This is a genomic window from Amphritea sp. (assembly GCF_050300915.1).
In the GTDB taxonomy this organism is placed as follows: Bacteria; Pseudomonadota; Gammaproteobacteria; order Pseudomonadales; family Balneatricaceae; genus Amphritea.
The window spans coordinates 23,494-43,251 of record NZ_JBNKYN010000032.1 but is presented as its reverse complement, the minus strand read 5'-3'; the positions used below and the strand labels follow the sequence as shown (position 1 = coordinate 43,251).

15 protein-coding genes are annotated in these 19,758 nt (G+C 51.9%); 11 read left to right on the top strand and 4 right to left on the bottom strand.

Annotation, left to right across the window (positions count from 1 at the left end; all coding sequences use genetic code 11):
* The 7 genes from ACQY8X_RS10465 to ACQY8X_RS10435 form a co-directional block, all read left to right on the top strand.
* The coding region (locus ACQY8X_RS10465) for an NAD(P)H-dependent flavin oxidoreductase (protein ID WP_428035085.1) at positions 1-827 on the top strand (827 nt) is incomplete at its 5' end.
* Between the two features lie 145 nt (positions 828-972).
* Positions 973-1,455 (top strand): FKBP-type peptidyl-prolyl cis-trans isomerase, encoded by a 483-nt coding sequence (locus ACQY8X_RS10460; RefSeq protein ID WP_428035084.1) that lies wholly within the window; start codon positions 973-975, stop codon positions 1,453-1,455.
* Positions 1,456-1,669: 214 nt separating this feature from the next.
* The gene (locus ACQY8X_RS10455) at positions 1,670-2,590 is read left to right on the top strand and encodes an AAA family ATPase (RefSeq protein WP_428035083.1); all 921 of its coding nucleotides are present in this window, start codon (positions 1,670-1,672) and stop codon (positions 2,588-2,590) included.
* A gap of 35 nt (positions 2,591-2,625) precedes the next feature.
* Entirely contained in the window at positions 2,626-3,645 is a 1,020-nt protein-coding gene (locus ACQY8X_RS10450; RefSeq protein WP_428035082.1) for a DUF58 domain-containing protein, read from the top strand.
* The gene (locus ACQY8X_RS10445) at positions 3,642-5,636 is read left to right on the top strand and encodes a transglutaminase TgpA family protein (protein WP_428035081.1); all 1,995 of its coding nucleotides are present in this window, start codon (positions 3,642-3,644) and stop codon (positions 5,634-5,636) included. The genes ACQY8X_RS10450 and ACQY8X_RS10445 overlap by 4 nt, the downstream gene beginning before the upstream one ends.
* 90 nt (positions 5,637-5,726) lie before the next feature.
* On the top strand, positions 5,727-6,473 hold the full coding sequence (locus tag ACQY8X_RS10440) for a M48 family metallopeptidase (RefSeq protein WP_428035080.1): 747 nt from the start codon (positions 5,727-5,729) through the stop codon (positions 6,471-6,473).
* A gap of 164 nt (positions 6,474-6,637) precedes the next feature.
* The gene (locus ACQY8X_RS10435; protein ID WP_428035079.1) at positions 6,638-8,452 is read left to right on the top strand and encodes a methyl-accepting chemotaxis protein; all 1,815 of its coding nucleotides are present in this window, start codon (positions 6,638-6,640) and stop codon (positions 8,450-8,452) included.
* A gap of 199 nt (positions 8,453-8,651) precedes the next feature.
* On the opposite strand, the gene ACQY8X_RS10430 is transcribed toward ACQY8X_RS10435, so the two are convergent.
* Positions 8,652-9,170: a M23 family metallopeptidase gene (locus tag ACQY8X_RS10430; protein ID WP_428035078.1), complete on the bottom strand. Its 519-nt coding sequence runs from the start codon at positions 9,168-9,170 to the stop codon at positions 8,652-8,654.
* A gap of 639 nt (positions 9,171-9,809) precedes the next feature.
* Between ACQY8X_RS10430 and ACQY8X_RS10425 the strand changes: the two genes are divergently transcribed.
* The 3 genes from ACQY8X_RS10425 (at position 9,810) to ACQY8X_RS10415 (ending at position 14,914) form a co-directional block, all read left to right on the top strand.
* A complete protein-coding gene (locus tag ACQY8X_RS10425; protein WP_428035077.1) occupies positions 9,810-10,931 on the top strand; it encodes a porin in 1,122 nt (373 codons plus the stop codon).
* Positions 10,932-11,156: 225 nt separating this feature from the next.
* The gene (gene nosP, locus ACQY8X_RS10420; protein WP_428035076.1) at positions 11,157-12,320 is read left to right on the top strand and encodes a nitric oxide-sensing protein NosP; all 1,164 of its coding nucleotides are present in this window, start codon (positions 11,157-11,159) and stop codon (positions 12,318-12,320) included.
* Positions 12,317-14,914 carry a NahK/ErcS family hybrid sensor histidine kinase/response regulator gene (locus tag ACQY8X_RS10415; protein ID WP_428035075.1) on the top strand — a complete coding sequence of 866 codons (2,598 nt, stop codon included), beginning with the start codon at positions 12,317-12,319 and terminating at the stop codon, positions 14,912-14,914. Before nosP ends, ACQY8X_RS10415 begins: the two co-directional genes overlap by 4 nt.
* Positions 14,915-15,063: 149 nt before the next feature.
* Here ACQY8X_RS10415 and ACQY8X_RS10410 read toward each other — a convergent pair whose 3' ends face one another.
* The gene (locus ACQY8X_RS10410) at positions 15,064-15,732 is read right to left on the bottom strand and encodes a response regulator (RefSeq protein ID WP_428035074.1); all 669 of its coding nucleotides are present in this window, start codon (positions 15,730-15,732) and stop codon (positions 15,064-15,066) included.
* A gap of 420 nt (positions 15,733-16,152) precedes the next feature.
* Here ACQY8X_RS10410 and ACQY8X_RS10405 point away from each other — a divergent pair, with 420 nt between their 5' ends.
* The gene (locus ACQY8X_RS10405; RefSeq protein WP_428035073.1) at positions 16,153-18,282 is read left to right on the top strand and encodes a cache domain-containing protein; all 2,130 of its coding nucleotides are present in this window, start codon (positions 16,153-16,155) and stop codon (positions 18,280-18,282) included.
* Here ACQY8X_RS10405 and ACQY8X_RS10400 read toward each other — a convergent pair.
* Both ACQY8X_RS10400 and ACQY8X_RS10395 read right to left on the bottom strand, forming a co-directional pair.
* Positions 18,242-19,033: an ABC transporter permease gene (locus ACQY8X_RS10400; RefSeq protein WP_428035072.1), complete on the bottom strand. Its 792-nt coding sequence runs from the start codon at positions 19,031-19,033 to the stop codon at positions 18,242-18,244. The genes ACQY8X_RS10405 and ACQY8X_RS10400 overlap by 41 nt on opposite strands.
* Positions 19,030-19,755 (bottom strand): ABC transporter ATP-binding protein, encoded by a 726-nt coding sequence (locus ACQY8X_RS10395; protein ID WP_428035071.1) that lies wholly within the window; start codon positions 19,753-19,755, stop codon positions 19,030-19,032. The genes ACQY8X_RS10400 and ACQY8X_RS10395 overlap by 4 nt, the downstream gene beginning before the upstream one ends.
* Positions 19,756-19,758: the final 3 nt, after the last annotated feature.

Below are 19,758 nucleotides of genomic sequence, written 5' to 3'. Positions count from 1 at the left end.
ATACCCCGCCGGTTGCAAATCCGCAGCGTGAGCAGCAATGGCGCAAACAGTTACAGCCCTATTATCAGCAGTTTGGTATCGATTCTGAAAGTATCCCCGCCGGGCCGGGCCGTAATCCGTTCGATAGCGAGATGGCGGCATTGATCGAGCAGTACCGACCGGCCGTGGTTAGCTTCCATTTTGGTCTGCCAGCGCCGGATCTGCTTGAACGGGTGCGTCACTGTGGTTGCAAAATTCTCTCCAGTGCCACCACGGTGGCCGAAGCCGTATGGCTGGAACAGCAGGGCGTGGACGCGATTATTGCCCAGGGCGTTGAAGCTGGCGGACATCGGGGCTTCTTTCTTGATCGTGACCTGCATAGCCAGTCGGGGACAATGGCGCTGCTGCCGCAGATTCTTGCCGCCACCCGGTTGCCGGTGATTGCGGCCGGTGGCATTGCCGATCACCGCGGGATTCGTGGGGCACTGGCAATGGGGGCTGCTGGCGTACAGCTGGGCACTGTGTTTCTGCTCTGCGATGAGTCACGTATCAGCGAGATTCACCGCCAGGCATTGCAGGAAAGCAAGACGCCCACCGCTCTGAGCAATATTTTTTCTGGTGGTGCAGCCCGGGGTATCGTCAACCGGGTGATGGCTGAGTTAGGCCCTATTGCCCCTGATGCTCCGGTGTTCCCTTTGGCAACCGCCTCGATTGCACCGTTGAGAGCGGCAGCAGAACAGCAACAGTCGGGTGATTTCTCACCCTTGTGGAGTGGACAGAATCGTTCTGGCTGTCGTGCTCTGCCCGCTGCAGAGCTGATTCGCGAGCTGTTTGACGGGATAGCTTGATTGGTGGGGTTGATGCAATTGGGTCGGGATAATTTTATCTCAGGGGTTGATATATGAATACTCACCCCCAGATTAAAAATAATTCACTAATCTAGGCCTCTGTCAGCAGCGCTGTTCATGTCTTAATATCTTTGAGGTCTGAACCATGCAGATAGCTGACAAGAAAATTGTCCTTATACACTACACCCTGAAAAACCTGGATGATGAGGTTATGGACTCATCTGAAGGCGCTGAGCCGTTGGCGTACCTGCATGGTAGCGGCAGTATTGTTCCGGGTCTGGAAAAAGAGCTGGAGGGCAAAAAAGCCGGTGACAAGGTGAATGTCGAGGTCTCTCCTGAAGAGGGCTACGGTGAGCTTAACCCTGAACTGATTCAGGAGGTTGATCGTGCTGCGTTTGAAGGGGTTGATAATATCGAAGTGGGTATGCGTTTTATGGCGCAGACTGCCTGGGGGCAGCAGCCGGTGGTTGTCACGGCGATTACCGATGAAACGGTTATCGTTGACGGCAATCACCCGCTGGCAGACCAGACCCTGAAGTTTGATGTTGAGATCGTTGAAGTCCGTGATGCAACTGAGGAAGAACTGAGCCATGGTCATGCACACGGCGAAGGTGGACATCACCACTGATACACTGCGTCATAACAGTAACACCCCATTAAAAGGCGCTAAGCGCCTTTTTTTATCGGCAAAAATAGTCTGAACCTGACGCTCTGTGAGCGAGTGAAGTATCAAAAAATTATGATTCTGGATATTTTTTACCCCTGAGTTATCGATTATTTCACCTGTTGCTGTATATATAATGGATGGATGTTTAGCCCAGCCAAAGGAAAAGTGAATCCCGATGCGAGATCAGATTCAAGCGGTGATAAAAGAGGTGTCCAGTGTTCTCTATGGTAAGCAGGAGGAGATCAAACTGGCACTGACCTGCATCTTCAGTCAGGGACACCTGCTGATAGAAGACCTGCCCGGAATGGGAAAAACCACTCTGGCCCATGCTCTGGCTAAAGTGCTGGGGTTAGAGTATCAGCGCTTGCAGTTCACCAGTGATATGTTGCCCGCGGATATTCTCGGCGTCACGATTTTCGACCCCTCCAGCAATCAGTTTAAGTTTCACCCCGGCCCGGTATTTACGCAGTTGTTATTGGCCGATGAAGTTAACCGGACCACCCCGAAAACCCAGTCTGCTTTGCTCGAGGCGATGGAGGAGGGGCGCGTCAGTCTGGATGGTCAGACCCATCAACTGCCCGAGCCTTTTTTTGTTATCGCAACGCAAAACCCGGTGACCCAGCAGGGCACCTTTCCATTGCCCGAATCTCAGCTGGATCGTTTTCTGATGCGTATCGAGCTGGGCTATCCCGATGCCCGTGCGGAACGCGAGTTGCTGCGTGGCGGTGATCCACGTGAGCGTCTCAGTCGTCTGCCCGCGGTGATCTCGGTATCCCAGTTGCAACAGATATCACAGGCCTGTGCGGGGGTTAAAGTGTCTGACAGCATTCTCGACTATCTGCAACGGCTGATCGCCCATAGCCGTCAGACGCCTGAGTTCAGTTTTGGTCTCTCCCCCCGGGGGGCGCTGGCGCTACTGAGTGCCAGTCGCAGCTGGGCGTATATCGAAGGCCGTGACTATGTTATCCCTGAAGATCTGCAACAGCTGCTGGGGCCGGTTGCCGGTCACCGGTTGCGTGCCGCTGAAGATATCGGCGGCTTTGGCGCTAACGCTCTGATTCAGCAACTGCTGAGTCGGGTTGATGTGCTGGGCTGAGTGACAGAGATGACCTTTGCACAGAGGTTTCGCTGATGATCGGGTCGATACGGCAACGGCTGGGGCGGGCGGTATTCAACTGGAGCCTGCGGCGCAGCCCGCGGTTAAAACAGCTTACCCTGAGTCAGCGGCGTATCTATATCATGCCCTCGCGCGCCGGGTTTGTGTTTCTGCTGCTATTGCTGGTGATGCTGATCCTGGCGATTAACTTTCAGAACAACCTGATGTTTGCCGTGACGTTTCTGCTGGCCAGCCTGTTTGTGATAACCATTTTGCATACCTATGCAAACCTGTCAGGACTGACGATAACATTTTTGCGTGGGCATGCCTGTTTTGTCGGCGAGCAGGCGGCATTTGACCTGACGTTAACGGCGCAGGGGGCGCGCCACTACGAAAGTATTCAGCTGCGTCTGCTTGATGGCAGTGTGACGGCCGTGGATCTGTTAGAGACCCGGCAAACCTCCGTTACGCTGTACCAGCCTGCCCGCCAGCGGGGGCCTCTGCTGGCCAACGCATTGCTCGTTGAAACCTACTACCCGCTAGGTTTGTTTCGCGCCTGGACCTGGTTGCAGGTTGACTTGAAAACCCTGGCTTACCCACGGCCAGAGGCAGGGGGGCAGTTAGCCGACCTGAACGGTTCAGGTGCCGGTGATCAGGCTCAGGTGCATCCGGGTGTGCGTATGGGAGGTGAAGAGTTTATCGGGCTGGAACAGTATCAGGATGGTATGTCACTGAAGCGTGTTGCCTGGAAAAACTATGCCCGGGGGCAGGGGATGCATGCGAAGCAGTATGTTGAACTGAGTGATAACCGGCGCTGGCTACACTGGGATCTCTGGCCAGAGCTTGCCAGGGAGGCGCGTATCTCCCGGCTCACCTGGTGGGTGTTGCAGTTGCACCGTAGCGGTGAGGAGTATGGCCTGCTGTTACCCGGCGTGGAGATCAGTCCCGAACGGGGCGAGGCTCATCGGGTCAGGGTTCTGGAAGCGTTGGCACTGTTTGGCTTGAGTCCACAGGTGATCAGTAGTCAATATCCGACGCAGGAGCAGCACTCGTGAAGCCGCTGTTTCAGCTAACCCGCAGCAGTATGATCTGGTTGCTGGTAACTATTCTGATGGTGATGACGCCCTATATAACGGTGGTGCCCGTGTGGCTGTTTCTGCTGGCGTTGCTGACGGTGGGCTGGCGTCTGATGGTGCACAGTGGTCGCTGGAACTTCCCCCACTGGAGTGTGCGCTCAGGCTTGTTGCTGCTGGTGTTGGTGGGGCTGTTGCTGGAGTTGCGCTCGGGATCGGTGATGGTCGTGACCGTCGGCTTGTTAGTGGCAGCTTTTCTGCTGAAGCTGATGGAGATGTACCATCGTCGGGACGCCCTGGTGGTGCTCTACGTCGCTTTGCTGCTGATTGTGTGCAGCTTTCTCTTTTTTCAGTCGATTCCGATGGCGCTGTATAGTCTGTTGTCGCTGATGGTGGTGACAGCCTGCCTGAATACTGTCTATCGCAGCCAGCAGAACAGCGATGTCTGGCGGCCATTAAAACGCTCTGCAGTGCTCTATCTGCAGGCCTTGCCGATGATGCTGGTGCTATTCCTGATCTTTCCCCGCATCGGCCCACTGTGGCAGGTGGACATGAATACCGGACAGAGCTTTACCGGGCTATCCGACTCGATCTCTCCGGGAGATGTCAGCCGTCTGACCCGCTCTGCCGAGATCGCTTTTCGCGCTCGTTTTGATGAACAGCTGCCGCCTGAAAATCAGCGTTACTGGCGCGGTCTGACCTACGACCGGTTTGATGGTCAGCGCTGGAGTCGCTCTCAACAGTTACCCGGAGGGGGCGGTGACACGCTTGCCAATACCAACGTTCAGCTGCTTACCGGTCCGGAGTATCGTTACCAGATGACGATGGAAGCGACCGGCCAGCCCTGGCGCTACGCCCTGGATCTGCCGTTCAGTTACCCGGTATCGATGCAGCGTATCAGTGATATGACGCTGCAGGGGAAGGGGCCGCTGATGCAGCGGATGCAGTATCGGCTGAGATCCCGTTTTGCGCCATTGAAAGAGTCGCTTTCTGCCGCGCGCATCAGGGATTATCTGCAACTTCCTGAACAGGGCAACGACAAAGCCCGGCAACTGGCGTTGCAGTGGCGCTCGGAAAGCCTGGATGCACAGGGAGTCAGTACAAAAATGCTGGGTTTCTTTGCCTCTGATTTTCGTTATACCCTTGAGCCACCGCTGCTGACACAGCGAGACCGGATGGATCAGTTTCTGTTTCAGACCCGGCAAGGTTTTTGTGGCCATTTTGCCAGTGCCGGCGTGTTTCTGTTGCGTGCAGCCGGTATTCCGGCGAGGGTTGTCGGTGGCTATCTGGGGGGCGAACTGAACCCTTTGGACGGTGCGCTAACCGTTCGCCAGTATGAAGCCCACGCCTGGCTGGAGTACTGGGATAGTGAAAGCTTAAGCTGGCACCGACTGGACCCCACGTCGGTGGTTGCGCCATTGCGGCTGGAGCAGCCTGCGGCGCAACTGTTCAGTTCGGAACCTGCCTTTCTGGCTGATGCTATGCTGATGCGCAACGGCTTTCTCAATGGTGCGCTGTTGAAACAGCTACGACTGCGCTATGAAGCGATTAATTATGGCTGGCATCGCTGGGTGCTAAATTTTCATGAGCGTCAGTCCGGTTTTCTGCAACAGTTAATCGGCGATATCTCTGTGGTTAAAGTGATACTGCTGCTTCTGTTACCGGGTGGATTAGTGCTGCTGGCGGTAGCAGGGAGTTTGTTTATCCGCCGGGGACCGCACAGGGACTCCCTGCAACAGGCGTTGCAACAGCTGGATAAACGTTTGCTGCCGTTTGGCTTGCAAAGACATAGCGGGGAAACGACAGGGCAATTTTTTGCCCGTTTAGCGCGGTCGTATCCTTCACTTTCTGATGAGTTTGCGGCATTGTCGCACTGCTATGAGCAGGTTCGTTATGCAGAAAATCCTGATCCACAGTTGGAGCAAGACTTCAGGCGAATGATGAAGCGCTGTTGCACGCTGATTACCCAATGATAACCCTGTCCGAAACATACCAATGACCTGTCAAGATATAGCGTTTACATCACTGTTTGTTCCCCACATGACTTTCTGTGAGTCCTATCCATGAGTGCTGAAGAACGTTGTCTGCCGCAATATACACTGCGTCGTAGCTCCCGGCGCCGTACCATCGAGATCCAGGTGCGTCCTGACAGTGTCAGGGTACTTGCCCCCACACGGGTGGCGCAATCCCGTATCGACCGGCTGGTGGCAGAGAAAACTGAGTGGATTCGGGTTCGACAGCAGGAACTGCGCCAGCGGTTACCGGCGGCGTCACCTTCGACAGTGCTGGAGCAGGGCAGTCAGTTACTCTGGTTGGGTGAAAGATTAACCCTCGACATCGTCGTTAATCAGCCCGAAACCCTGATTCACTGTGCCGATGGACGTCTCAGGCTGGCGCTTTCCCGGCGTATCCGCAAAATGCCAGCCGAGGCGGTTAAAGAGCAACTGGAGAGGTGGTATCGGCAACAGGCGCAATACTATTTCGAGGCCCGGGTAGCGCACTGGAGCGCACTGATGAAATTAACCCCCTCTGAAGTGCTGGTGCGTAGCTATCGGCGCAAGTGGGGCTGCTGTAACAGTCGGGGAGTGGTCAGCTTCAACTGGCTGCTGCTGATGGCACCCGTGGGGATTATCGATTACGTCATTGTTCATGAACTCAGTCACCTGCAACAGATGAATCATTCAGCGGCATTCTGGTCGGTAGTCGCCCAGTACTACCCCGGTTACCGTGATGCTAAAGCCTGGTTAAACCGCCGTAGCGGGCAGTTGCAATGGCCGCCGCTAGTCAACCTCCCCGGGAGCCAGAACTGACAAAATTGAGAGGCTGTGACGCGATTAAGACTTTAGGTTAAAGGCTATACACCCTTAGTCTCTATCTCGCCGATATTTATCGAGATTACATGAAATGAGTAGTATTTTCCTGTTAATGGCGATGCTTTTGATTTAAAACAGTGTCTGACCGTATCCAAACAATAATGACAAAGAAGTGGATGAGTATGGGGCTCTATGACACATTAGAACGAAACTTTTTCAACTCACTAACCCGCAAAATTGTTGGTAATGTGATTTTCCTGCTGCTGCCCTCGCTGTTGTTTATGGGGCTCAATTGGTATGGCCTTGGGCAACTATCGCAAACAGTCACCCAGACTGGTAACAACGCTGAACTGATATCCATGTTAGATCAGTTACAGCTTTTCAGTTGGCTTTTGCTGGTCTTCGCAGTTGCTGGTTCGTTGTTTATCATCTTTTTCATGCGTCACATCTTTTTACGGCCTATCGGTAAAATGATTGATGTACTCAGTGCTATCAAGGATAAAGATGGCGATATCTCCGCGACACTACCTGATTTTACCCATGATGAAATCTCTACCATGGCGTCCAGTTACAATGGATTTTCCACCAGTCTGAAGAAAATTATCGCTGAGACCCGTAATCATAGTGTCCGGGTTGCCCTGAGTGCGACTCAGTTGAGTAAAGTCCTGCAAGAGGTGCATAAATCCACCAGTGCTCAGGAAGAGCAGGCTCAGCAGGTGCTGATCTCCAGTCAGGAATCGACCACCGCGATTCAGGAAGTGGCTGGCAATACGCTGAAGATATCTGAATATACCAGCAATAACCTGAATGAGATCAGAAGCTCTAGTCATGAACTGGAACAGGTGTTGGGCCAGGTGCGCAATATTTCTGAACTGGCATCCGGGTTTCAGAATACGGTAGAAAAACTGAGTTCCAGTTCAGAGAAAATCACTGAAATTCTCTCGATGGTGAAACGCTTCTCCGATCAGACTAACCTGCTGGCGTTAAACGCTTCTATTGAGGCAGCCAGGGCTGGTGAAGCGGGGCGGGGATTTGCAGTGGTTGCCGATGAGGTACGCAACCTGTCACAACAGGTGCAGGATGCTACCTCTGAGATCGATCAGAATATATCGGTGATGGCCGATCTGGTGAGTGATACCAAAACCAATTCGGCCAACATTCTTGAATACACCCGGAATACCGAAGGGTTTATCAGTGATACCAGTGTGCAGTTCACCCGTCTGGTGAGCGATTTTGAAGGGGTTAACAATCAGCTGACCACCATCAGTTCGACCCTGGATGAGCTGTCGTATACCAATAAAGAGTCCCACTCTCATGTAGAGCGTATTGCGGGTATCAGTGGAGATATTCGTGATGAGATGGAACGCTCCCGGGTATTTTCTGCAGAGCTGGAAAGCTCAACGGAGGAAACCCAGGAGTTGCTGTCACGCTTTATTATTGGTTACGGTAGCTTCGAAAATATTATTCAGGCGGGGCGGGGATGGGCGCGGCAGATACAGGATGCCTTGGAAACACTCAACAGCCAGGGCTTTGATCTGTTTGACCGCAATTACAAACGTACTAACGAAGGTATGCTGCCTGAAAAATATGATGTCAGTTATGTTGAGGCTTATGAAAAGCTATTACGGCCAATGTATGACGATTATCTGAGACAGAAACCCGATCTGATCTACGCACTGGCGATTAGTGTTGATGGGTATGCTCCGGCACATCATCTGAAGGTGTCCGAACCCCTGACCGGCGATTTTGATGTCGATAATGCCAAAAGCCGTCATCGTCGCTTCTTTAAAGGCAGTCGTGCAGAGGTGCGCCGGGTCACCAACACGGCGCCTTTCCTGTTGCAGACATTTGTCCGTGATACTGGCGAAGTGCTCAACGATCTGACCTTTCCAATCTATGTCAACGGCCGACACTGGGGCGCATTTGCGCTGGGTTTCAATCCGGAGATCTTGCTGGATAACGACAGTAAAGCATAAGTCAGCCGCTTATCGGTGATCTATAACCGGCCCGCTTCCGCACAGGAAGTGGGCTTTTTTATGGTTGTAATCAGCTGCAGGTTGATGACTTTGTGCGAATACGTGCCAAAGACCTGTTTGCCCTTAAGTGTCATCTCATCCCCTTATATCTCCAGATATAAAGTTATCTGTCGTCCCGTGTCTCTGATAGCTATTGAGATCAATCTGCAAAGTAACGGATTGGGTTGAGATAAAACGCTTTCTTATACCCTTGAGTAGACGTATCGATAGCCCAGGGTCTTGGCAATAGCGTTACTATTGAATAGTGCAGATGTGCGGGTTTGCCCCTGGCGTTGCCGCTGTCTCCCACGCTGCCTATTGGGTGACCGGCCTGCAAAAGAAGCCCGGCAGTTTGATCAATATCCTGCAAATGTGCGAAGTAGTGAATACGCCACTTTGGGCCCAACCCAACAATCACATTGCCACCTTGACTCAATGATCCCCGATAGAGGACCAGCATATTGGACGAAGCAAGTACGGCAGTTCCTTTCTGCGCAAAGATATCAATCCCCTTGTGCACGCCAGAGCTGCCCCATGGCTCGTACCAGAATGTGTCTTTATTCCAATCAGCATCTGTGGCCCCAGCAACCGGGATGATTTTCGGTTCAGGGATGATAAATCCGATACTGAGTATTAATCCCGCAATGACTAAGAGGTGATAACGTTTCTTCATTCTCATACTGAGTTGCGCCAATTAAAGATGTCGAGTGTGCGGGGCAGTAATCATATTTTGTATCTTTGCCCAGCATGGCCGTGAGCTAATGAAGTGAATCTCTTCTTATGGAAAGGTCACTATCCCTGGCGATTGATGTGGTTATTAAATGTTAATGACCAGCGTTTAGCAAGGGGCTCAACCTGAGGTTTCGTCTGTAGGAGCCGAGGGCAAATGTAACCGCAGCGATATCCTGCTAATTAAACGACGAAGCGAAAGGGGCAATCACCCCTTCAGTACATCTTATTGCTTGTGAGTAACAACAACACCGAACCCCACCGCTTTGATTTTTTTCTTACCGCGAGTCGCTATTCACGAGTTTGTCCAGCTAACAAGCCCGGTTGATACTGCCCGGTTTTGACGTTTTCATGCTCAGTCTGTGAGGGTGGGTGACAGCTGCTAAAGGTGTACACACAGCCCCGCCAGAGTCTTAAGTACTTTCGCTGTACGCCTGCTTATCCTTTCTGTGCGCGGCGATAGCAAGGTCTGGTAGCAGCGTCCAATTAGGTATCTGAACAGGGCTAAAGTGCTCTGTTGGCTGGCATCGCTAACCCCAATAATGCCCTGACTTACAACAAACCAATCGATGAAGAATCAGAGGGCATAATGAATAATAAAAAACTATGGCGCAGCGTGCCGTTAGCCTTGGCAGTAGCATTCAGTAACAGTGCAATGGCGGGTATCAGTCTGTACGATCAGGATGGTACAACATTTTCTGTAGACGGCTATTTCAATGCGTTCTACACCTATCAGGACAGTGAGGATAAAGTTGCTGATACCAACACTAAGACCTCCCGGGTGCGGATGGGATTTCTGCCAAACTATATCGGCTTTAATGTCGGTAAAAAGGTGGGCGATCTGACGGTGGGTGGCCGCTCCTCCTTCTGGGTCTCAATTAATGACAGCAATCAGGTGTCAACAAATGCGAATAAGACGGATTCGATGATCGATGTCCGTCAGTTTTACGCCACTGTTGATGGCGACTTTGGTCAGGTGCTGTTCGGTAAAGATTTTGGCCTCTATGGTCGCAGCAACATCTTTGGTGATGAGCTGTTGATGGGCGTGGGTTTTGCACCGGCAACCACCAGCAATACCACCTTTGGTAATATCACTACGGGATATCCTTATGCCAACCCGACTGCGCAGATTACTTACCGCTCTCCGGTAATGAGTGGCTTCCAGGTTGCCGTAGGTGTGCTGGACCCGAACACTACGGGTAGTACCGCTGCGGGTGATACTAATTCCGCCCGTTTTGAGACCGAAGCGACCTACAGCGCAGATTACGATGGTGTTGCTGTGAAGGCCTGGATTGGTGGTGCCATCGGTGATTCTGTAACTTCGGGTGTTGATGCTAAAGGTATCTCCTATGGGGCGAAGATCGCTGCCGCTGGATTTGCACTGACTGCATCCGGATTTGATCAGGAAGGTATCAGCAGCGTGTTTGCCAGTAATACACTGACCGACAGTGCCGAGTCTGATGGTTATCTGGTGCAGGGTTCCTATGCGTTCTCGACTAACCGGGTGGTGCTGTCTTATGGACAGACGGAAAACACCGCTGCTGGTAGTTCAGTCACTACCAAAGACTCTCTGACCGGTGCGGCATTGTTCCACAACATCAACGACAATCTGACACTGGTAGCTGAGTATACGGTGCACAAGACCGATAACGGCAGCATCGATACCGCAGCAACCGATACCGTTGCTCTGGGTGCTGTGCTGAGCTGGTAACCACTCAGTCGACCCCGCTTCCTTGCCGGTAAACCCCTTCCTCTGCCGGTGAGGATGCTTTTTTACTACTTTAGTCCTGCTTTTTTGTTTTAGAAATCTATATAAAACAATATCTTAATATTTATCTTCGACGCTTTTACTGTCCTTCAGGTACTCAAGTATACTGTTCTCATATTCGATTCCCTTTTACACTCAAGGGTCATCCAAACTACTGGCGTGCTTACTGTGACCGATCATTCATCCCAGAATATTTGCCAGCCCGAGCTGCGCACCGCATTTTCGACAGAACGTGATGAGCGGGTGGCTGTCGATCAGCTATACCAACAGCTGGACTGGCCTGAGCTTAACTTTCTGCTGTTTTTCTGCTCAGCAGAGTATCAGCTGGATAAGCTGGCTGCAGCCTTGCAACAACGGTTCGAAGGTGTTCTGGTCGCAGGGTGTACCACTGCCGGTGAGATTACCGCCGAAGGCTACGATCAGGGATCTATCTCAGCATTAGGATTTTCCCGTGAGGCGTTTGCGGTAAGCGGGCAGCTGATAGGTGGTCTGCAGCAGTTTGATTTCAATGATGCTCAGGGGGTGGTAGAGCAGTTATCTGAACGCTGTCTGGAACAGCAGATCGCGCCGATTAAAGATCACAGTTTTGCCCTGACACTGTTTGATGGCCTGTCTACACAGGAGGAGAAGGTGTTGGTGACTCTGGACTCGGCGCTGGGCAGTATCCCGCATTTTGGTGGTTCTGCCGGTGATGATATCTGTCTCGCCAATACCCATGTCTATTTCGATGGTGCTTTTCATACTAATGCGGCAGTGATTATTCTGGTGAACACCAGCTGCGAATTCAGAGTGTTCAGCGGCCACCATATGGAAAGCCGCGATACCAAGCTGGTAGTCACTGAAGCGGATAGTGAACAGCGCAGAGTACTGGAGCTGAATGCTGAACCCGCCGCCATTGAGTATTCCCGTATTGTTGGGGTTCCGGTGGAAAAGCTGAACCATGAGTCGTTTGCGCTGAATCCGATCGCGGTGAGAATCGGTGATGAGTACTTTGTCCGTTCTATTCAGAGTGTCAACGATGATCTCAGCCTGACATTCTACTGTGCTGTTGAGAACGGTATTGTGTTAACGCTGATGGAGCCGGGAGAGCTGATATTCAAGCTGGATCAACAGTTGACCCGTGAAGAACAGGCGCTCGGTGAGCATCTGCTAACACTGGGATGCGACTGTTTTCTGCGTCGACTTGAGGCACAGATTCGTGGTAAGAGTGATCCGGTTTCCCAATTGTTACAGCGCCATCGGGTGGTTGGCTTCAATACCTACGGCGAGCAGATCGATGGTATGCACGTGAACCAAACCTTTACGGGAGTGGCGATCGGGAGAAAAGTATGAGTGGCATGGGACAGGATCAGCCGATTGACCTTGTCCAGCGGGTTGAGCAGCTGGAGCGGGAGAATCGCAAGCTGCAGAAAATTAACCGGGTGTTGATTGAGCGGGTGGAAGTCAGCGCGACGACCCGCACCGACCCTTACGCCGCTTTTGAGCATTCCGTGGTGTTGGCCGAGCAGGTACGTGAACGTACAGCCGCACTGAATGTGGCTCTGAGTGATTTGAAAACCAGCAATCAGGCTCTGAGTCAGGCGAAACAGCAAGCCGAACTGGCGCATCAGCGCTTAATTGATGGCATTGAAAGTATCTCCGATGCATTTGTCCTGTTTGATAGTGAGCGGCGCATCGTGTTGTATAACAGTCGCTTTGAATCGGTCTGGGCTGGCACCGGGGTGTCGATTGAAGAGGGATTGGGGATTCAGGATATCCGTCGCCTGGCGGACCGGCACGGCTTGATTGAAGAGGAGTTTCGTGGAGACGAAACCGATAATTCAGTGTTTTATCGCCTCAAGAATGGCCGCTGGTTTCAGGTTAGTGAACGGCCGACCCTGGATGGTGGTCTGGTTATTCTCTATACCGATATTACTGAGCTTAAGCAGAACGAGACGGCGCGTCGGGAACGGGCGCTGGCGGATAAGTCACGGGTGTTGCAGAACACCGTTGATAACCTCTCTCAGGGGGTCGTGCTGATAAATGGAGAGGGGCGTCTGGAAGTCTGGAATCAGCGTTTTCTTGAGCTATCAGGCTTTAGTGAAGAGGCGTTGAGTGAGCAGCCTCTGTTTGAAGATCTGATCGCCCGCTGTGAGCTGATTCTGCTAACCCCGTTTACCAATCACCGCCACTCAGGCGGCACTATCGAGCTGGAGCAGAGCCTGCGCAACGGCCAGGTGATTGAGATCCGTACCCATCCGATTCTGGAGGGGGGCTTTGTTAACACCTACACCGATATTACCGAACGTCATCAGTATGCTGAAACCCTGCGGGAGAGTGAGCAGTGGATCCGCCTGATTACCGACCATGTACCTGCACTGATCGCCTATGTTGGCGATGATCTGCGCTTCCAGTTTACCAATAAGGTATATGAGGACTGGTATGGCTGGCCGCGGGAAGCGCTGATCGGGAAGACCATCACCATGGTTCACGGTGGTGACCAGTTTGTTAATCTGAAGCCCTATATCAACCGCGCGCTGTCCGGTGAGAGCGTAACCTTTGAAATCGAAGAGAAAGATCCACAGGGCGGTCCCCGGTATATGCTTAAAGCCTATGTGCCTAACCTGGATGCAGACGGTCGTGCTGTTGGCTTCTTCGTGCTGATCCGGGATATTACTGAACGGCGTAAAACCGCTTATGCGCTGCAGGAATCGTATCAGACGATGGAGCAGCGGGTGATTGAGCGAACCTCGGAACTGACTAAACTGAATGATCAGTTAAGACTGGAGATCACCGAGCGGAAACAGGTTGAGGGGCGCCTGCTGGAGGCGAGTAAACATGCTGAGCAGGCTAACCTGTCGAAAACCAAGTTTCTTGCCGCAGTCAGTCATGATCTGTTGCAACCGCTGAACGCCGCCCGGTTGTTTACCAGTGCGCTGCAGGAAAAGCCTGCGGTTCAGAGTGAACGTCACCTGATCGATTCGGTGGGTAGCTCGCTGGATGATGTGGAGTCATTGTTGAGTACCCTGGTGGATATCTCCAAGCTGGATGCCGGGGTGATTGAACCCGATGTCACGGTCTTTCCCGCCAGTAGCCTGCTGAATAATATTGCCAACGAGTTTCAACAGGTTGCACTCAGTGAACAGCTGAAACTGCGCTATGTGGCAAGCAGTGCCGTGATCTGTTCTGACTCACAGTTACTGGCCCGTATTCTGCGAAACTTTCTCACCAATGCGATTCGTTATACTGATAATGGTTCTGTGCTGTTGGGCTGTCGGCGAAAACGCAATAGCTTAGAGATTGAGGTATGGGACACAGGCCGGGGGATTCCCGAAGATAAGCTGGGTGATATCTTTCTCGAATTTAAGCGTTTGCAGGGCAATCTGATCGAGAATGATAAGGGCCTTGGGCTGGGGCTGGCTATTGTTGATAAGATTTCACGGATGCTGGGGCACCAGATCAGTGTCAGTTCGGTGCCAGGCAAGGGGTCGATGTTCTCCGTTGAGGTGCCTCTGGCGCGGGCTGATCAGATTCCGGTGGAGAGTAAAGCGCAGCATTTGCCAGCCAGTGGCGACCAGCTTGACGGGGCTGCTATCTGGCTGATCGACAATGATCCGGCAATCTGCAGGGGGATGCAAACCCTGCTTGAGGGCTGGGGCTGCCGGGTACAAACCGCGCATGATGAAGGGCAGCTGATGGCACTGTTGCAAGATAATGCTACGCCGGATCTGTTGATTGCTGATTATCATCTGGAAAATGATGAAAACGGCTTAGATGCGGCGACACACTTCAATCAGCGTCTGCGTCATCCGGTCCCGGTGGTGATGATCACGGCTAATTATACCAATGAGCTGAAACAGATCGTTCGGGAACAGGGGTATCTGTTAATCAATAAACCGGTTAAGCCGATGAAGCTGAAAATGACGCTGAACCACCTGCTGGAGTGAGAGCAGGGGCGTTGTCGATTGAGATAGCAGGGTGTAGCTGAACAGGTCAATAACGATAAAAGTGTCTGAATCAGCCGGGCTGATTCAGACACTTTTCTGTTTTTATGGGTTGGTTGCCGCGATGTTTAGCGGCATGAATGACTCAGCCGTTACCGCTTCAGGTATTCGTTAAAGTCAACATTTCCGGCAGACAGAACTGCCTGAATGCGGTTGTGTACGCCCAGTTTTCTTAAGATTGCACTGACATGAGCTTTGACAGTGGTTTCAGCAATATTGAGGGTGTAGGCGATCTGTTTATTCGATTCGCCTTCAGACATCCGTTCCAGCACCAGTAATTGCCTGCGGGTTAGCGAGGACAGCATTTCTGGAGGGATCTGGCTCTCATCGTGACGGCGATGTAGGCTGCCTGACGGTTTTTCTGAGCGGATAATGTCCGACGGCAGATAAACATTACCATTAAGAATTTGCTGCAGTGCTTCGGTCATCTGCTCCCGTGGTGAGGATTTGGTGATAAACCCAACAGCACCGTAGGTAATTGCCTGAAGCACAACCTGTTTATCCTGCTCGGCAGAAACAATCACAACCGGGATGGTGGGTGAGTCATTACGCAGGCTGATCAGTCCGTTCAAGCCATGCATGCCCGGCATATTCAGATCCAGCAGAATCAGGTCAAGATCCTCCTCCTCTTTGGCAATGGCGAGTGCGCTGTCCAAATCCTCAGTCTCGAGTGTTTCACAACCCGGGAAGCCGTTCGCTATCACGCCACAAATTGCTTCACGAAACAGAGGGTGGTCATCGGCTATTAGAATTTTGTACACGTTGTTCTCCCGTTGGACGGCTGCCTTATTAGCAGCAATTTATCGCCCGTTATAATTATTCTGTAATGGGACTGGGCTTGCTAGCCCAGTTTACTACATTGCGGCTTCAGAATAGAAATGGCTTTCAGTATCGGTTCTGTGATGCTCCTGAGCATATTGCGCTGCATAAATTATCTCTGACTCTATTACAGCTAAAGTACCGGGCAATGGATATTCTACTATGCGTGCAAAAAAGCGGTACTAAAGTACTGTTTAATTGAAAGAGCCTTAAGGCATCATGATTAATTTTCATGATATGATAAGGCTAAATATTTGAGCAGCAATAAACGTTAGCAGCAGGTTCAGCTGCCTGTTAAACGTATTACTGGTTCTTCCGGGAAAGTGACTCACTTCCTGTTATAAATGAGATGGACTTTAGTGGTGCTTAACAGTAATAACTCAACTCGCTTACCTACACAGCTCTTGTGGGGTGTCTTTTTTATTATTCTACTGTTGCTGCTATCCCAGAGCGTTTATTTCTATTTCAATACCCAGTCCCAGCACCAGATACAGCAGGACACGCTGCGTGAAAACCTGATGCAGGCAGAACGGGGCCGGCTTAAAGCCGAGATGGCAGATGCCGAGCATATGATTAACGAGATGTTTGCTGAAGCGATGCATCAGCTTAAGCAGCACTCCCGGGATCAGACGCGCCAGGCGCTATCGTTAATGAACTCACTTTATCAGCGTTATCATCAGACGTTGAGTGAAGCTGAGATGAAACAGATGCTGGTTGAAGCGATCAGGGATGTTCGATTCTTTGATGGCCGGGGTTATTACTTCATTAAAGAGATGAATGGCACTTCAGTTCTGTTGCCTATTGCGCCGGAAAGAGAGGGGAGTTCACTGTATGCTGAGCAGGATGATAAAGGCCACTTTATCACTCAGGGACTGATTGATGCGGTGTCAAACCCGCAAAAGTCAGGCTTTTCATCTTACCGTTGGTTTCAATCCGATAAGGCTAAGCCGATGGAGGATAAAATATCTTATGTTGAGGTATTCGAGCCTTATAACTGGATTGTGGGCACCGGTGATTATCTTTATCACTTTGAAAATGATCTGAAACCCCGCATCTATAACTATATCCGCAATATTCGTTTTGCTAACTCCGGCTATGTCGCCCTCGTGAGGGATGACGGCGTGCTGCTGGCCAGCGGAGCAACACCGGAGCGCGAAGGCATAAACTACCTGTATGACGCCAATCCACAAGTTCGTGACAGCGCACAGAAGGCGGTAGATAAGGCGCGTGCGGGAGGCGGTTATCAATACTATAACTGGTATAAGCCGGGAGCGACTGAACCCAGTCCCAAGCTGTCATTGATTCATCCATTAACCGATAAAGGCTGGATTCTCGTTGTGGGGATTTTTCAGGATGAGCTGAATAATCTGCTGACAGCGCAAGAGCAGATAAAAGATAGCGAGATCCACGCTATTGCGCTTAATCAGGTGTTTGCCTTCACCATTATCGGATTATTGGCGCTGCTGGTCTCGCTGACGTTTGGGCGCTGGCTAAAGGCACGCTTTAAGCGTTATGAGCATGATATCAACCGGCAGCAGGCGATGCTGCGTAAAACCGCCGACTCTCTTAAGCTCAGCGGTATGATTGTCGATTCTGCTTATGAGGGGATTATTGTTTGTGATGCCGATCAACGAATTCTGCAGGTGAACAGTGCGTTTACGCGCATCACCGGATACCGGGCAGATGAGGTGCTGGGTCAGACGCCTGCGATGCTTTCGTCCAGCCTTCAGGATGAAGAGTTTTATCAGCGCATGTGGCAACAGCTGAACTCGGAAGGTGTCTGGAGGGGGGAGATCTGGAATCAGCGCAAAAATGGCGAGGTCTTCCCAGAGTGGATATCGATCAGCGCCTATAAGGACAGCGGCGGTAAGGTGCAGCACTATATCGCTATTTTTTATGATATTACCCAGCGTAAGGAGCTGGAGCAGCAGCTGCGTTTTATGGCGGAAACTGATCCGCTTACCGGGCTGGCCAACCGACGGACGCTGATGGACTGTCTGAATCGTGATCTGGCGACTAAAGAACGCCATCTAATGCCAGGGATTGCGCTGTTATTTGTTGATCTTGACCATTTTAAACTCATTAATGACCAGCTTGGTCATGATGTGGGTGATGCTGTGTTGGTTGACGTTGCCAACAAACTGAAACGTTGTTTACGCGAAACTGATCTGGCTTGCCGGGTAGGTGGGGATGAGTTTGTAATCATTATTAAGCTCAGACCAGAAGAGGGGCGTGAGCAGCTGGAAGTACTCTGCAAGCGATTGCTGGAGCAGCTGATTAAACCGGTTTGTTTTGCAGACACAGAGATCGATATCAGCTGTAGTATTGGTGCCGCTATTCACCTTCAGGGTGAGGACTCTTCAGAACTGATGAAGAGTGCCGATCAGGCACTCTACGAAGCCAAACGTCAGGGCCGGGGACGGGTGGTTTTCTATTGCGATGCACTAAAGGCTAGCGTTTCCCCATCCCCTGCTGAGGCTGAAAACCCCTGACGGCGAGCACGGATGCAACCAGCGTGACACCGCCGACAAGCAGCAGCGCTTCGCCGTTGAGCTGCTGGTAGAGTGCAAAGCGGATCAGCTCGACACCGTGACTGAAGGGGTTCCAGGCGCAGATCCAGTAGAGCCACTCGCTTGCTTCGCGCATCTTCCATAGTGGATAAAGTGCCGACGAGAGAAAAAACATCGGAAAAATAACGAAGTTCATCACCCCGGCGAAATTTTCCAGCTGCTTTATTCTGGCCGAGATAAACAGGCCAATCGCGCTCAGCATCATCGCCACCAGCAGGAAAGCTGGCAGTGCAGCCAGGTATCCCCAGAGTGGCGCTTCGACCCCCCAGAACCAGGCAATCAGCAAAAAGCCATACACCTGTAGCAGCGAAATCAGTGAGGTTGCCAGCAGTTTTGCCAATAGCAGGAACGATCTCGGCATAGGGCTGACCAGTAACACCCGCATGCTACCCATCTCCCGGTCATAGACCATTGATAGCGAACTTTGCATACCGTTAAACAGAATGATCATGGCGCACAGTCCCGGCACGATATACACCTCATAGGTGATATAGGTTTCGTAAGGCGCGATGATGGCGATCCCCAGCGCGGCGCGAAAGCCTGAAGCGAATACCACCAGCCATAACAACGGCCGTACCAGCGCACTGAAAAAACGGGAACGTTGCTGGACAAAGCGAAGCAGTTCCCGTTGCAGCAGGCCGTTAAAGCAGATCAGTGCATCCCTAAACGTCATGCTATCGCTCCTGTGAGAGACCGGAACAGCGTGCTGATATCGGCACACTGATGTTGTCTGCAAAGCTCGTTTGCGGTATCGCTGGCCAGCATTTTACCTTTGAACAGGATGGTTACCGGGTCGTCTTGCTGCACCTCTTCCATCAGATGGGTTGCCCAGAGAACGGTCAGCTGTTGTTCCTGACACAGCTTACGAATGTGCCGGTTAAGGGATTCCCGGGTGGCGGGATCGAGGCCGACACTGGGCTCATCCAGTAGCAGGATAGTGGGTTTATGCAGCAGCGCCCGGGCGATTTCAACACGTCGCCGGTGACCTCCATTAAGGTTCCGCACCTTGTCATGCAGGCGCGCACTGAGATCAAAGCGCGTCAGCTCTTCGCTGATCCGGGGCAAGGCCTGGCGTTTAGACATGCCGTGCAGTGCCGCGTGGTAGAAGAGGTTCTGGGCGACACTCAGATCCAGATCCAGTGTGCTCTGCTGAAACACCACACCGAGTTTACGCATCACCTGCGCCGGATGCCGGGTGATGCTGTGGCCGGCAATGATTATTTCGCCACGTTGGAGGGCGTAGAGTCGGGTCAGCAGTGCAAACAGAGTGCTTTTGCCAGCACCGTTAGGCCCCAGCAGGGCGTTAAAGCAGCCCTCCCGCAGTGACAGATTAATCTCTTCCAGTGCTGTCAGGTCGCCATAGTTAAAACTGAGATTACGTATTTCAATGCTCATCAT

Excerpts from the sequence above, each read along its gene's own strand:
- ACQY8X_RS10460 (WP_428035084.1), top strand. The coding sequence starts at position 973 with ATGCAGATAGCTGACAAGAAAATTGTCCTTATACACTACACCCTGAAA.
- ACQY8X_RS10395 (WP_428035071.1), bottom strand. The coding sequence starts at position 19,755 with ATGAGCATTGAAATACGTAATCTCAGTTTTAACTATGGCGACCTGACA.
- ACQY8X_RS10400 (WP_428035072.1), bottom strand. The coding sequence starts at position 19,033 with ATGACGTTTAGGGATGCACTGATCTGCTTTAACGGCCTGCTGCAACGG.
- ACQY8X_RS10425 (WP_428035077.1), top strand. The coding sequence starts at position 9,810 with ATGAATAATAAAAAACTATGGCGCAGCGTGCCGTTAGCCTTGGCAGTA.
- ACQY8X_RS10455 (WP_428035083.1), top strand. The coding sequence starts at position 1,670 with ATGCGAGATCAGATTCAAGCGGTGATAAAAGAGGTGTCCAGTGTTCTC.
- ACQY8X_RS10435 (WP_428035079.1), top strand. The coding sequence starts at position 6,638 with ATGACAAAGAAGTGGATGAGTATGGGGCTCTATGACACATTAGAACGA.
- ACQY8X_RS10440 (WP_428035080.1), top strand. The coding sequence starts at position 5,727 with ATGAGTGCTGAAGAACGTTGTCTGCCGCAATATACACTGCGTCGTAGC.
- ACQY8X_RS10415 (WP_428035075.1), top strand. The coding sequence starts at position 12,317 with ATGAGTGGCATGGGACAGGATCAGCCGATTGACCTTGTCCAGCGGGTT.
- ACQY8X_RS10450 (WP_428035082.1), top strand. The coding sequence starts at position 2,626 with ATGATCGGGTCGATACGGCAACGGCTGGGGCGGGCGGTATTCAACTGG.
- ACQY8X_RS10430 (WP_428035078.1), bottom strand. The coding sequence starts at position 9,170 with ATGAGAATGAAGAAACGTTATCACCTCTTAGTCATTGCGGGATTAATA.